Here is a 15,360-nt window from a genome sequence, read left to right as displayed (position 1 = left end):
TTATGAATCTAAATGATCTGAAAATATATCTTCTATTAAGCATTTGCACTTTGATTTATTCATGTGATGCTCAGGACGAACGGAACAAACAAACTTCTGTATCATCGAAATCCTTTATTCTTAGAACTGAGAATTTTAAAAAATATGCTGATAAATTCAATACTATGGAAGGTGAAAATATAGCCCAAGCTATACCCAATGATAGTTCATGGAATTGGATGCAACAGAATATACCATTGTTTGAAACCTCACAGAAAAGCTTTGAAGAAATGTTTTATTACCGTTGGTGGACGGCAAGAAAACATATTAAGAAAACCCCAGAGGGCTATGCGATAACAGAGTTTTTAGTAGATCGATCTTATGCTGATAAATACAATTTAATAAGCTGTGCTTTAAGTCATCATATTCACGAATTTCGCTGGTTGCATAATCGAGATTATATAAATCAGGATGTTCACGTATGGTTTCGAGGAAATGACGGCGAAAATATGGAGAAACTTAGGACTTTTAGTAGTTGGACAGCTTCTAGTCTTTACGATAAGTTCTTGGTAGATCAGAATAAAAATTACTTGCTAGATATGTTTCCTGACTTGGTTGAAGAATATGAGGCATGGGAAGGCGATAGAAAGAGAGATGATGGTCTTTTTTGGCAACATGATGTGAAAGACGGTATGGAAGAATCTCTAAGTGGCGGCCGTCATATAAAGAATGCACGACCAACCATTAATAGTTATATGTACGGAAACGCAAAGGCTATTGCCAAAATGGCTCGAATGACAGGGGATAAACAACTTGCCAGTAGATTCGATAAAAAAGCAGATACATTAAAACAGCTTGTAGAACAGCACTTATGGAATCCGAAAGATCAATTTTTTGAAACCTTTACAGAAAATGATACCTGCGCAAATGTTCGGGAGGCTATTGGTTTTATACCTTGGTATTTCAATTTACCTGATGAAAATTCAGAATACAATGAAGCCTGGAAACAGGTGAAAAATGAAGCAGGTTTTTTAGCTCCTTTCGGTTTAACGACAGCAGAGCGGAGAAGCCCTCGTTTTCGAACTCACGGTACAGGGACATGCGAATGGGATGGAGCGGTATGGCCCTTTGCAACTTCGCAAACCATGACTGCTTTGGCAAATTTTATGAATGATTATAACCAGAATATTGTTCAAAAAGAGGATTATTACCAGCTGTTGGATTTGTATGTGGAATCTCAATACTATAGAGGTAGACCTTATATCGGTGAGTATCTTGACGAATCTACCGGGTATTGGCTCATGGGAGATCGCGAAAGAAGCCGGTATTACAACCATTCTACCTTTAATGATCTTTTAATTACAGGTCTTGTTGGTTTAAGGCCTAGAGCTGATGAAAAAATTGAAGTAAATCCATTAATCCCCGAAAATCAGTGGGAGTATTTCTGTCTGGATAATGTACTGTATCATGGAGATATATTGACAATTCTTTGGGATAAAACTGGGAAAAAATATAATAAAGGTAAAGGTTTTAGAATTTTTAGAAATGGAAATGAAGTTGCTTCTGCTGAAAATTTAGAACGTTTAATTACGCAGTAAACGAAAGATAATGAGAAAGATCCTAATAATAATTACAATTTTCTATTCAGGAATTGTTTCTGCTCAAAGTGGAATACAACTTCAAGAATTAGAATGTGAAATGCTCAAGAATCCATTAGGCATCGATGTGATTACGCCGAGACTTAGCTGGAAAATAAAAACCGAAGAATCCCAAGTCATGCAGAAAGCATATCATATTCTGGTTTCTTCCAGTCCTGAAAAATTAGCTAAGGATAATGCTGATTTATGGGACAGCGGAAAAATAAACAGTGATGAGTCCATTAATATAACTTATCAGGGAAAAGAACTAGATAGCAAAGATCAGGCTTACTGGAAAGTAAAAGTATGGACAAATAAAGGAGAAACTGAATGGAGTAAGACCAATCACTGGTCTATGGGAGTCCTAACGTATGCCGAATGGAAATCTACCCGTTGGATTGGCTATAATCAATTATTTCCTGGGGATAGCGTAGGGCAGTTCTCAAAATTGTCTGCTCGTTATGTAAGGAAAAAACTGAAACTGAAAAAACCAATAAAGGAAGCCAAAATTTACCTTATGGGAATGGGGCTTTACGAGCTTTACATTAATGGAGATCAGATTGGAGATCAGGTGTTAGCACCTGTTCCGACTGATTATACAAAAAACGTAAAATACAATGTTTTTGATGTGACTAAAGAACTTTCTGAGGGGGATAATGTAATTGGTGTTATTCTTGGTAACGGGCGCTATTTTGCTATGAGACAGGAGTATAAACCTTATAAAATAAAAAATTTCGGATTCCCAAAGATGGCCATGCAGTTAATTGTAAAATACGAAGATGGTAGCTCTGAAACCATAAAAACTGATGAAAGCTGGAAGTTTACAGTAAATGGTCCTATTCGCGCCAATAACGAATATGACGGAGAAACTTACGACGCTCGTATGGAAATTCCAGATTGGAATACTGTTGGATTTGATGATTCAGATTGGAAGAATTTAATGTGGGTGCAGGAACCCGGCGGATTCTACGAAGGCCAGATGACACCTAATATGAAGATTAATGATACAGTAATGCCAATTGGTATTGAACCTAGAGAGGACGGTTATATTCTCGATATGGGACAGAATATGGTAGGCTGGCTACAGATTAAAGTTAAAGGTAAACGAGGTGACACAATTACCATGAAATTCGCTGAATCACTTAAAGAAGATGGTTCACTCTATACAGCAAATCTGCGTGATGCCCGAGTAACCGACAGGTACATTCTCAAAGGGGATAATACTGAAACATGGGAACCTAAGTTTGTGTATCACGGCTTCAGGTTTGTAAAAATTTCAGGTTTAATTTCAAAGCCTAAAATTGAAGATTTCATAGGTAAAGTGGTTTATGATGACATGGAAACAGTAGGTTGCTTTGAATCTTCTAATGTTACAATGAATCAAATTTTTAAAAACGCTTTTTGGGGAATTCGAGGCAATTACAAAGGTATGCCTATAGATTGTCCACAACGGAATGAGCGCCAACCGTGGTTGGGAGATCGCACCACCGGGGCCTATGGGGAAAGTTTTCTGTTTGATAATCAAACGTTATATTCCAAATGGCTGGATGACATCAAATATTCTCAAACTTTAGACGGTGGTATCCCAGATGTTGCCCCTGCTTTTTGGAGATATTACGGTGATGGAGTAACCTGGCAGGGGACTTATATTACTGTAGCTGATATGCTTTATAGACAATATGGAGATCTTTCAGGTATTAGAAACCATTATCCTTATATGAAAAAATGGGTGAAATATATGGAGGATAATTATTTGAAAAACGACCTGATGACAAAAGATAAGTATGGAGACTGGTGTGTCCCACCGGAATCCCTGGAGATTATACGTGCGCAGGATCCTGAACTCTTAACTGATGGTGATGTTTTGTCGAGTGCATTTTACTATTATTTACTCAATCTTATGGAAAAGTTTGCTGGACTCATTGATGCTGACGAAAACGACATTACCTACTATCAGAATCTTTCAGAAAAAGTAAAAACGGCTTTCAATGAAAAATACCTTGATCAATCGAAGCTGGTTTATGCAAATAATACAGTTACGGCTAATGTACTTCCGCTAGCCTTTGGAATGGTGCCTAAAGAGCATGAGCAAGCAGTTTTTGAAAATATGACTCATGAAATAGAAGTCAATAAAGATAGTCACATAAGCACTGGTGTAGTAGGAACTCAATTTTTAATGCGAACACTTACAAAGTTTGGAAGAGCTGATCTTGCCTACACTTTGGCAAGTAATAAGACCTATCCAAGCTGGGGTTATATGGCAGAAAACGGTGCTACTACAATTTGGGAACTATGGAATGGAAATACTGCGGATCCTGAAATGAATTCTCAGAATCACGTTATGCTACTGGGTGATCTGATGATTTGGTATTACGAAGATATGGCAGGTATAAAGTCAGATCCTGAGCATCCTGGATTCAAGAAAATCCTAATGCAACCCAATTTTAATGCAGGATTGGATTATGTAAATGCTTCTTATAATTCCAGTTATGGAGAAATAAAGAGTCATTGGAAGAAAAACGGTAAGAAATTGAATTGGGAAGTTACAATTCCACCTAATACTTCAGCGAAAATTTGCGTTCCTGCATCAAAATCTTCAAAGGTCAAGATTAATAAACAAAATCTTGAAAATTTAGCAGATAATATTTCAGTAGAAAATGATCAATTGGTATTCGAGTTAATGCCCGGTGATTACTCTATAAAAACGAATTGAGAATGTTAATAATGAATATGAGAACATATCGAATATTAGTAAGCTTATTAGTTCTAGCTCTTTTAATTTCCTGTAGAGACAAGGAAAACAATAGAGACATTGCCAATAAAGAGAAGATTAAAGTAGAAGAGAAAACCTGGAAGGAAGGTATAGTTTCAGAAGAATTTATTTATAAAACAGCATCTTATCCATCCGCCCATGCTGCCACAATTGAAGAAACCACTTCTGGAGATCTCATCGCAGCCTGGTTTGGGGGGACGCATGAACGTAATCCTGATGTTGGAATTTGGGTTAGTAAGCGTACAAACAATGGTTGGACAGAAGGGATGGAAGTTGCTAATGGAGTGATTAATGATACGTTGCGTTACCCAAGCTGGAATCCGGTGCTCTACCAGATTCCTGATGGTGATTTATTGCTTTTTTATAAGGTGGGGCCGCATCCATCCTCTTGGTGGGGAATGTTGAAACGATCATCAAATGGCGGAGAAACTTGGTCTGAAGCAGAAGAACTTCCCGAAGGTTACTTAGGCCCCATTAAAAATAAACCGGTTTTGCTGAAGAATGGAAAACTTATACTTCCATCTAGCGTAGAAGGGAATGGTTGGAATTTACGAATGGAATCTACTTCAGATTTTGGGAAAACCTGGAATAGGACGGATACCATTCCCAATGGGAAAAAAGATATCCAGGCAATACAACCCAGTATTTTAGTTCATGAAAACGGAAAATTACAAGCAATAGGCAGAACTAAAAACCGAGCTCTTTTTACCACCTGGTCTGAGGATAATGGCCAAACCTGGTCTGAGGTGGATTTACTATCGGTTCCTAATAATAACTCAGGCACAGATGCAGTAACTCTAGAAAATGGAAAACATGCACTCATTTATAATCATGTGCTCCCTTCAGGAGATAACTATAAAGGAAAGCGTTCACCACTTAATTTAGCAATTTCAGAAGATGGAATTAATTGGGAGGCTGCATTGGTGTTAGAAGATTCTAAAATTAGTCAGTATTCCTATCCTGCTATCATTCAGGGATCAGACGGAATGCTACATGCAGTTTATACCTGGAGAAGACAGCGTATAAAATATGTAAAAATTGATCCTGAAAAACTGGTGACTTTTCCTATCGAAAATGGGGAATGGCCTGGACCCGTTCAGGAACGTTACAAAATTGGAGTTTGCGACTGGATGATTTTAAAAAGACAGAAACTTAGTGCTTTTGAACTCGCTGAGGAAATTGGAGCAGACGGTATTGAACTCGATATGGGTAGTTTGGGCAATCGCGATACCTTTGAGAGTAAACTGAATGATCCTAAGGAGCGCGAAAAGTTCTTGAATAAATCAGATTCTACAGGAGTCGAAATTTCTTCGATTGCAATGTCTGGTTTTTATGCACAATCGTTTGCAGAACGTCCTACTGTAAAACAAATGGTAGGAGATTGCATTAAGACTATGAAAAACATGCACGTTCAGGTGGCCTATTTACCACTGGGTGTTACAGGTGATTTAAAGAAATATCCCGAGTTGAGACCTGCAATTGTAGAACGTCTTCGTTGGGCTGGTGAGCAGGTAAATGATATTGATGGGGTTATCGCTGTTGAAACTTCCCTTAGCGCTTCTGAAGAAAAAGAATTACTTGAAGAAATTGGTAATAAGAACATTAAAATTTCCTTTAATTTCTCTAAAGCGGTTGAAAATGGATGGGATATTTCGAAAGAACTGAAAACCTTAGGTAGAGATAATATTGCACAAATACATGCTTCAACTACAGATGGTGTATGGCTTGAAAATAACGAATCTGTTGATCTTCCTAAAATTAAAGAAACCCTTGATAATATGTACTGGAAAGGCTGGTTGATTGTTGAACGTTCCCGTGACACAACTATGGTTCGTGATGTTAAAGGAAATTATGGGGCTAACGTTAAGTATTTGCAGAAAGTTTTTCAGGAAAAACAGAAATAAAAAATTTCAAGCATTTTTAATGCTAACGAGATATGATTAAACAACTTTCTATATTATTTTTTATAGCACTTTTAATTTTTGCCTGTAAGACAGGAGAAAATATAAACGATAGTAGTATTGAAGAAAATCAAAATAAATCAGCTGAAAATCCAAGACAATTTATTTCATTAAATCAAAATTGGAAAACGATTCGAGAAGAGTCTGATTTGCTTGCGGATACCGCTAATATAAAAAAGTCAAATTTTGATGATAGTTTATGGGAAACAGTAGATGTTCCTCATAATTGGGATCAGTATTTTGGGTATCGTAGAATGAAGCATGGAAACCTTCATGGGAATGCCTGGTATAGGAAAGAATTCAAGCTGAATGCCAATATTACGGATAAAAGATATTTTCTATTTTTTGAAGGTGTAGGTTCTTATGCAACTGTATGGGTTAATGGAAAAAGAGTAGGAAATCACAAAGGCGGGCGTACAACTTTTACATTAGATATTACCGATGCCATAAACTTTGAAGGTGAGAATACTATTACCGTAAAGGCCGAACATCCATCTTTTATAGCCGATTTGCCATGGGTTTGTGGTGGTTGTTCCGGAGAGTGGGGGTTTTCAGAAGGTTCACAACCCTTAGGTGTTTTTCGTCCAGTTTCTCTAATTGTTACTAACGATATTAAAATAGAACCTTTTGGAGTACATATTTGGAACAATAAGACTATTTCTGAAAAAAGTGCACAGCTTTACGTAGAAACAGAACTGAAAAATTATGGCAATACCGAAGTAAGTATCCAAATTGAAAATCATCTTCAGGATAAAAAAGGAAATGCAGTTGCTTCGGTTTCTACATCTGTAAATCTAAATACAAGTAATACTGAAAATATTCAGCAACAATTATCGATAATCTCAAATCCAAACCTATGGTCTCCGGAAAATCCTTACCTCTATAAGCTTATTACAAAAATTAAGAAGGAAGGAAAAGTAATAGATCAGATAGAGACACCTTACGGAATTAGGTGGATTAGTTATCCGAAAAATCGAAATGATGGAGATATGCGCTTTCATCTTAATGGTAAGCCTTATTTTATTAATGGTACTTGTGAATACGAACATAATATGGGGCGCAGTCATTCCTTTACTGAAGAGATGATAAGCGCACGGGTTAGCCAGATGATTTCCGGAGGATTCAATGCCTTTCGGGAGGCGCACCAACCGCATAATCTTAGATATCAAAAACATTGGGATCAGGAAGGCATTTTATTTTGGAGTCAATTTTCAGCACACATCTGGTATGACACTCCGGAGTTCAAAGAAAACTTTAAGCAATTACTCCGGGAATGGATTAAAGAAAGGAGAAATAGTCCGTCAATTATTATGTGGGGACTTCAGAATGAGAGCACTATTCCTAAGAAGTTTGCAGAAGAATGTACCGCGATAATAAGAGAAATGGATCCAACATCCTCACAACAAAGACTAGTTACTACTTGTAATGGAGGTGAGGGAACTGATTGGAATGTGATCCAAAACTGGTCGGGCACTTATGGTGGTGATCCATACAATTATGCTACTGAATTAAAAAAAGACCTTTTAAATGGCGAATATGGAGCTTGGAGAACTACCGATATGCATACAGAAGGGCCATTTGATCAGGATGGCAAATACAGTGAGAATCGTTTTTCCCAGCTTATGGAAATTAAAATGAAGGAAGCAGAAGAGGTACGGGATAGTGTGGTTGGCCAATATAGCTGGTTATTTAGTTCTCACGAAAATCCAGGAAGAATTCAAAACGGAGAAGCATATCGAGATATTGATAGAGTAGGACCAATAAATTATAAAGGATTTTTTACTGCCTGGAGTGAGCCTACTGATACTTATTATATGTATCGAGGTAATTATGTATCCAAGGAAACGGAACCCATGGTATATATTGTTTCTCATTCATGGCCAAACCGATGGAATAAACCAGGTAAAAAAGATAGTATCGTAGTTTATTCGAATTGTGATGAAGTAGAATTACTAAATGATGTTACGGGGGAGTCATTAGGCAAAAAATCAAATCCTGGAATCGGTGAGCATTTTCAATGGGATAACGTGAATATTCAGTATAATGTGTTAAAGGCGAAAGGCTTTGTAAACGGAAAAGAAGTAGCAACCGATGTGGTACTTCTGAATAGTTTACCGGAATCTCCCAATTTTACAGATTTATATTCTGAAGAGGACATTCTAAAGCCAAATCAAGAAAACTATATTTATCGGGTTAACGCTGGAGGACCAGAATTTACCGATAGTTTTGGCAATACGTGGATGGCCGATGTACATAAAACAGAAAATGATACCTGGGGGTCACGTTCGTGGACAGATGAATTTGAAGAATTACCTGCATTTTATGCAAGCCAGCGAAGAACCTGGGACCCAATCCAAAATACTAAAAACTGGAGTCTTTTCCAGACGTTTAGATTTGGAATGGATAAGCTGAAATTTGAATTCCCAATTGAAAATGGAACTTATGACGTTGATCTCTATTTTATCGAGCCCTGGTACGGAACAGGAGGTGGACTCGATTGTACCAACTGGCGCAATTTTGATGTTGCGATAAATGACAAGATTGTTCTTAAGAATTTTGATATTTGGAACGAAACCGGTCACGATTCGGCGATCAAGAAAACAGTTTCAGCAACTGTTAATAATGGCGAATTAATTATTTCTTTTCCAAATGTTACTTCAGGGCAAGCAGTAATTTCAGCAATTGCTATTAAAGGAAAAAATCAAAACCCTGCAAAACCTTCAGTAGGAATAATTCAGAATAATTCTTCTAAAGATATTAAAAAGAAAACCTGGCTAGATATAGGTCAAAATCAATATACCGATTCCGAAGTTGAATGGATAGAACTGCCTTACCAGGTTTTTGGTGCAGAATGGTTGAGTTTGCCCTCTAAAAAATCAGATCAGCGCGGTTCTTTTAAACTGAGTGAAACTTCAAGTGTTTATGTTTTAAGTGATACTGATACCTTGAGTAAACCACAATGGCTGAATGATTTTACGAAAATCGCGGGAACAGCAAAGAATTCAGTTGGAAAGCAATTCAATGTATATCTGGACACAATCACTAAAAATCAAGACTTTAATTTTGGAAAAGATGATACTTCAGATTTCGCCATTGTGGCAGTTCCCATTTACACTATGGGAGATGGTGAAGATTCACGCCCTTCGGTAAACTTTGAAGCTGAGGATGCTTTGTTTTCTGGAGATGGAATAAAGAATTTTAAGGATAGTGATTATATCGATTTCGGAAATAAGAGCCCGGCAAGTATCGAATGGGAAGTAAGTACAGGTCTTGCAGGAATACACTTAATGCGCTTTAGATACATGAATGTGAGTGATCAGCCCATCAATGTGAAGTTAGAGATAATTGCGGCTAACGGTAATATCGTACGAAATGATCAAATCACTTTTCCTGTACGTGATATTAAATGGAAAATACTAAATACTACAACCGGGGATTATATAAATGCAGGGACTTACAAAATCAGAATTTCGGGAGAAAGTTTAAAAGGATTGCGATTGGATTCTTTTGAATTTCAATAGTTAAAGCACGTAAGAATAGAATGAAAAGATTAATTAAAAATAGTAGAATAGGAAAAGTCTTTTTTGCACTTATGTTGATATGCTCTTTTGCAGCTTGTAAAAAGCAAGAAAAAAGAGAAATCGCTGAAGGAAGAATAGTTCAGAATTTCAATAAAGACTGGAATTTTCAGCTTGGTAAGCATTCTGAAGCTAAAGATGATTCTATAGATTTAACAGGTTGGAGAACGTTGGATGTGCCTCATGATTGGAGTATTGAGGGGGAATTTAGCGAAGAACATCCAACCAAACCTGAAGGTGGAGCGTTACCAGCAGGGATAGGTTGGTACCGCAAATCTTTCGAGGTACCAGCCGATTGGAAAGAACGTGATATTTTTATTTCTTTCGATGGAGTTTACCGAAACAGTGAGGTATGGATTAATGGTGAATACCTTGGTAAAAGACCTTTTGGCTATATTTCGTTTCAGTATGAGCTAACGCCATATCTTAAATTTGAAGCGTCCAATGTTATTGCAGTTAAGGTTGATAATTCAGCCCAACCTAATTCTCGTTGGTACACGGGATCTGGGATCTATCGAAATGTACATCTTATTGCCAAATCCAAAATTCATATCGATCATTGGGGAACTTTTACTACTACACCTTTTGTATCCGAAGATTCTGCAAAAATCAATTTAAAGGTAAAATTGAAAAATAGACGGGATACCCTTAAAAATATTCAGATTAAAAGTGTAATTCTAGATCATGCAGGTCAAAAAATAGCTGATAAAGAAAGAAATGTAGAAATTTCAGCAGAAGATTCTTTAGAAGTTACTCAAGAATTTAATATTTCTAATCCGAAGCTATGGGATACCGAAAATCCATATTTATATAGCATCAATACTTCAATTCTTCAAAATGGAAAATTGCTGGACAATTACAAAACTCCACTGGGTATTCGAGAATTCTATTTTGATGCTGAAAAAGGTTTTTTTCTAAATGGAGAACTTACTAAAATTCATGGGGTATGTCTACATCATGATAATGGAGCACTGGGTGCTGCAATAAATATTCATGCACTGGAAAGGAAATTAAAACTACTGAAAGACATGGGAGCTAATGCTATTCGAATGGCACATAATCCCCCTTCTCCAGAAATGTTAGAACTGACTGATAAAATGGGCTTTATTGTTCAGGATGAAGCTTTTGATGTTTGGAAAAAAGGAAAAGTAAAAGAAGATTATCAGACCACTTGGGATGATTGGTATGAGAAGGATTTAAAAGCAATGTTGTATCGGGATCGTAATCATCCTTCTATAATGATGTGGAGTATTGGTAACGAAATCCGAGAACAATTTGATAGCACTGGTTTAAGTATAACAAAGGAATTGATTGATATTGTTAAATCTATTGATACTACACGACCTGTTACTTCTGCATTAACAGAGAATATTCCAGAGAAAAACTTTATTTGGCAATCTGGAGCGCTTGATTTACTAGGTTTTAATTACAAACATGAAGCTTATGAAGATTTACCAAATCGTTTTCCGAACCAGAAATTTATTTCTTCAGAAAGTATTTCCGGTTTAATGAGTCGTGGTAGTTACGATATGCCTTCAAATGAACGTAGAAACTGGCCACCAGCACATAATGAAGAATTTGATGGAAATGAGGATTATACCGTTTCAGCTTACGATCAGGTTTCAGCTTATTGGGGATCTACTCATGAAGAAACCTGGAAAACAGTGAAGAAATTGGATCATATGGCCGGAATGTTTGTTTGGACAGGTTTTGATTATCTGGGAGAACCCATTCCTTATCCATATCCGGCAAGGAGTTCTTATTTCGGGATTATTGATCTGGCAGGATTCCCAAAGGATGTTTATTATATGTATAAGAGTGAATGGAATAAAGAGGATGTTTTGCATATTTTCCCGCACTGGAATTGGGAAAAAGAAAAGACCATAGATGTTTGGGCATACTATAATAATGCAGATCAAGTAGAATTATTTTTAAATGGAAAATCTCTTGGAACTAAATCGAAAAAAGCAGACGATTTACATATTTCCTGGAGGGTAGAGTACGAACCAGGAACTTTAAAAGCAATCTCTAGAAAGAATGGTAAAACAGTATTAGAAAAAATTATAAAAAGTGCGGGAGACCCTTTTAAAATAAAATTAGAACCAAATAAAAGTGAATTTATTGCTGATGGTGATGATCTTATTTTTGTCACTGTAGATATTGTTGATAAGGATGGAGTACTAGCTCCACGGGCTGAAAATCTTGTGAATTTTGAAGTTATCGGAGGAGGTAAAATTGTAGGGGTTGATAATGGCTATCAGGCGAGTCTTGAGTCATTTAAAGCTAATAAAAGAAAAGCATTCAATGGGAAATGTTTAGTGATCATTCAGTCTAATGGGAAAAATGAACCCATTAAACTGCAGGCTAACTCAGAAGGATTAGAATCGGAAAGTGTGAGTATTCAGATAAATAAAAAAGCTAAATCATGAAATATATAGTTTGTGAAGAACCCAATAACTTTCAAATGAAGAATAAGGAAATTCCACAGAAAAGAAAAGGAGAAGCTTTGTTGAAAGTGCATAGAGTGGGTATTTGTGGAACAGATTTGCACGCTTATGCCGGAAATCAGGCATTTTTTAAATATCCTAGAATTCTTGGACATGAATTGGCAGCTGAAATTATTGAGATTGAACAAAATGAGCAGAATTTAAAAAAAGGTGATCATGTAATTATTATGCCCTACATAAGCTGCGGGAAATGCATAGCCTGTAAAAAGGGACAGACCAATTGCTGCGAGAATATTCAGGTTTTGGGAGTACATACTGATGGTGGAATGCAGGAAATCATTTCTGTCAGGAACGATCTTTTGATACCTGCAAATGGTCTGGATTATAATGAAATGGCGATTGTAGAACCACTTGCCATTGGAGCACATGCAATAAGAAGGGCTGCATTGCAGCCTAATGAAAAAATAGTCGTTATAGGTTGCGGTCCTATAGGCATCGGACTGATGAAGCTCGCCCAAATTGGAGGAGCTGAGGTTATCGCTCTTGATGTAAATAATGAACGCTTAGAATATGCTAAAAAGAATATAGGGGTCAAGTATGCTTTTAACGTTTTGGAAGATCCGATATCTAAAATTAGTGAAGTAACTAATGGAGATATGGCAAGTGTCGTATTTGATGCAACGGGAAATAAATTAGCACTAGAGACAGGAACGAATTACATGGCTCATGGTGGACGATTTGTTTTGGTAGGTCTTTCAAAAGGTACACTAACCTATGAACATCCAAAAATTCACGCAAAGGAAACAACCCTAATGTGCAGTCGCAATGCAACACTAGAGGATTTTAAGTTTGTCATTGATCACTTAAAAGAATTCCCAACTAAATCCTTTGTAACGCATCAGGTTAATTATGATGAGATGATTCAAAACTTTGATTCATGGCTCATTCCTGAAACTGGTGTTATTAAGGCTATAATTAGGTTTGATTAAAATTTCAAAAAATGAAGAGATATTGTTTTACCTGTGATCTGGAAAATGATCCAGAGCTTATCGCAAAATATAAGGAATACCATAAAAAAGGAAATGTATGGAATGAAATATTGGAAAGCATCCGTACATCTGGAATTTCTGGTATGCAAATATATCTTATTGAGACTCGGCTCTTCATGATAATGGATACTTCAGATGAATTCAATCTAGAAAATAAAGAAGTCAAAGATGCTAATAATGAAATAGTGCAGAGTTGGGAGCGGTTGATGGGTAAATTTCAAAAAATACCAGAATTTTCTAAATATGGTAAGAAATGGGTTTTAATGGATAAGATATTCGATTTGACTGAGAATAAATAAAACATACTTTATATGGTAATAGATACGCATCAGCATTTTTGGAAATATGAGCTCGATAAGCATGCTTGGATCGATGAGAATATGAAACAGATTCGGCGTGATTTTTTACCAGCTGATTTAGAACCTGAACTGAAAGCAAATGGGATAGACGGATGCATTGCCGTGCAGGCAGATCAAACTGAGGCCGAAAACAATTTTTTAATTAAACTTTCTAAAGAAAATAAATATATCAAAGGAATTACAGGCTGGGTAGATTTTAAATCGGATAAAATTGAAGAACGATTAGATTATTATTCAGATTTTGAAATTATGAAAGGTTTTCGCCATATAGTTCAGGGAGAATCCGACCCAAACTTTTTGCTAAGAAAAGATTTTTCTAAAGGTATTTCAAACTTAGAAAAGCACAGATTTATCTACGAAATTCTTGTATTTCCATATCAACTTGGAAGCGTTTTAGAATTTGTTCGCAAGTTTCCTAATCAACTCTTTATTATAGATCATATAGCTAAACCCTATATTAAAGATGGATTCATGGAAGGCTGGAAATTATTGATTACTGAAATCGCTAAATCTGAAAATGTTTATTGTAAAATCTCTGGAATGATAACAGAAGCCGACTATGAAAGTTGGACTTTCACTCAACTTCAACCTTATATTGATATTGTACTAGATAGCTTTGGAACGAAAAGGTTAATGTTTGGTTCAGACTGGCCAGTATGTTTAGTTGCCGGAGATTATTTTACAGTAAAAGAGCTTGCTGATAAAACCGTAATTAAATTTAGTGAGAAGGAAAAAGAAAATTTCTGGAGTACTAATGCTATACAATTTTATAACCTATAATTATGGATTTAAGATTAGAAAATAAAATAGTGCTTGTTACAGGCGGTGCTGGAATAGAAGGAAGTATAGGACAAACTATTGTCTTTGCCTTAGCTAAAGAGGGAGCTATTCCTATTATTCTGGATAGGAATGAAAGAGGTTTCGATTATGAAAAACAGCTTCAGGAAATCAACGCTAAAGCGAGATTTTTCAAAACTGATCTTTCTAAACCAGAACAAATCAAGTCTTCAATTGAAAAAATAGGAAATGAATTTTCCGGAATAGACATAATAATCAATAATGTAGGTGTAAACGACGGGGTTTCGTTGAACTCTACCACTGAGGATTTTATAAACTCACTTCATCTCAACCTAATTAGTTATTTCGCAACCTTAAAGTACGCTTTGCCCCTACTTAAAACTAAGAAAGGAAATATTTTAAATATTGGATCGAAAGTAGCAATTACTGGTCAAGGTGGAACCTCTGGATATGCAGCTTCTAAAGGTGGAGTTCTGGGGCTAACTCGCGAGTGGGCTGTCGATTTGATTCAATATAATATAAGATGCAATGCACTTATCATAGCTGAGAGTATGACACCGGCCTATCAGGACTGGCTTGATACACTTAAGGATGGAGAAGCCAAACGAAAAGCTATAGAAGAAAAAATACCATTTGAGAATAGAATGACTTCGCCAGATGAGATAGCAAATATGGCTCTTTTCATAATTTCTGAAAGATCAACACATACTACTGGTCAGTTTATATTCGTAGATGGAGGTTATGTCCATTTAGATCGCGCATTATTAAACAATTCATGA

The 15,360-nt window shown here is 36.3% G+C and carries 9 protein-coding genes; all 9 read left to right on the top strand.

The annotated features are described in order from the left end of the window. Positions 1–2: 2 nt before the first annotated feature. Genes QWY91_RS08010 through QWY91_RS07970 form a run of 9 tightly spaced genes read left to right on the top strand, consistent with a single transcriptional unit; the run spans position 3 to position 15,360 of the window. Positions 3–1,577, top strand: a complete 1,575-nt coding sequence (locus QWY91_RS08010) for an MGH1-like glycoside hydrolase domain-containing protein (RefSeq protein ID WP_290233514.1) — start codon at positions 3–5, stop codon at positions 1,575–1,577. A 10-nt stretch (positions 1,578–1,587) separates the two neighbouring features. Beyond that, positions 1,588–4,329 (top strand): glycoside hydrolase family 78 protein, encoded by a 2,742-nt coding sequence (locus QWY91_RS08005; RefSeq protein WP_290233512.1) that lies wholly within the window; start codon positions 1,588–1,590, stop codon positions 4,327–4,329. A gap of 11 nt (positions 4,330–4,340) precedes the next feature. After that, positions 4,341–6,293 (top strand): exo-alpha-sialidase, encoded by a 1,953-nt coding sequence (locus QWY91_RS08000; protein WP_290233510.1) that lies wholly within the window; start codon positions 4,341–4,343, stop codon positions 6,291–6,293. Positions 6,294–6,325: 32 nt separating this feature from the next. Continuing rightward, positions 6,326–9,871: a malectin domain-containing carbohydrate-binding protein gene (locus QWY91_RS07995; protein WP_290233508.1), complete on the top strand. Its 3,546-nt coding sequence runs from the start codon at positions 6,326–6,328 to the stop codon at positions 9,869–9,871. Between the two features lie 20 nt (positions 9,872–9,891). Next, positions 9,892–12,357, top strand: coding sequence for a beta-galactosidase GalB (gene galB, locus QWY91_RS07990; protein WP_290233505.1), 2,466 nt, complete (start codon positions 9,892–9,894; stop codon positions 12,355–12,357). Further along, complete coding sequence (locus QWY91_RS07985; RefSeq protein WP_290233502.1) at positions 12,354–13,364, top strand: zinc-binding alcohol dehydrogenase family protein; 1,011 nt, start codon at positions 12,354–12,356, stop codon at positions 13,362–13,364. Before galB ends, QWY91_RS07985 begins: the two co-directional genes overlap by 4 nt. An 11-nt stretch (positions 13,365–13,375) precedes the next feature. Next, entirely contained in the window at positions 13,376–13,723 is a 348-nt protein-coding gene (locus tag QWY91_RS07980) for an L-rhamnose mutarotase (protein ID WP_290233499.1), read from the top strand. 12 nt (positions 13,724–13,735) lie between these two features. Then, a complete protein-coding gene (locus tag QWY91_RS07975; protein ID WP_290233496.1) occupies positions 13,736–14,563 on the top strand; it encodes an amidohydrolase family protein in 828 nt (275 codons plus the stop codon). 2 nt (positions 14,564–14,565) lie between these two features. Beyond that, positions 14,566–15,360 carry an SDR family oxidoreductase gene (locus QWY91_RS07970; RefSeq protein ID WP_290233493.1) on the top strand — a complete coding sequence of 265 codons (795 nt, stop codon included), beginning with the start codon at positions 14,566–14,568 and terminating at the stop codon, positions 15,358–15,360.

The sequence above is a fragment of the Zunongwangia endophytica genome (genome assembly GCF_030409505.1).
GTDB lineage: Bacteria > Bacteroidota > Bacteroidia > Flavobacteriales > Flavobacteriaceae > Zunongwangia > Zunongwangia endophytica.
The sequence above is the reverse complement of the archived record's forward strand: the minus strand, read 5'-3'. Positions and strand labels throughout refer to the sequence as shown.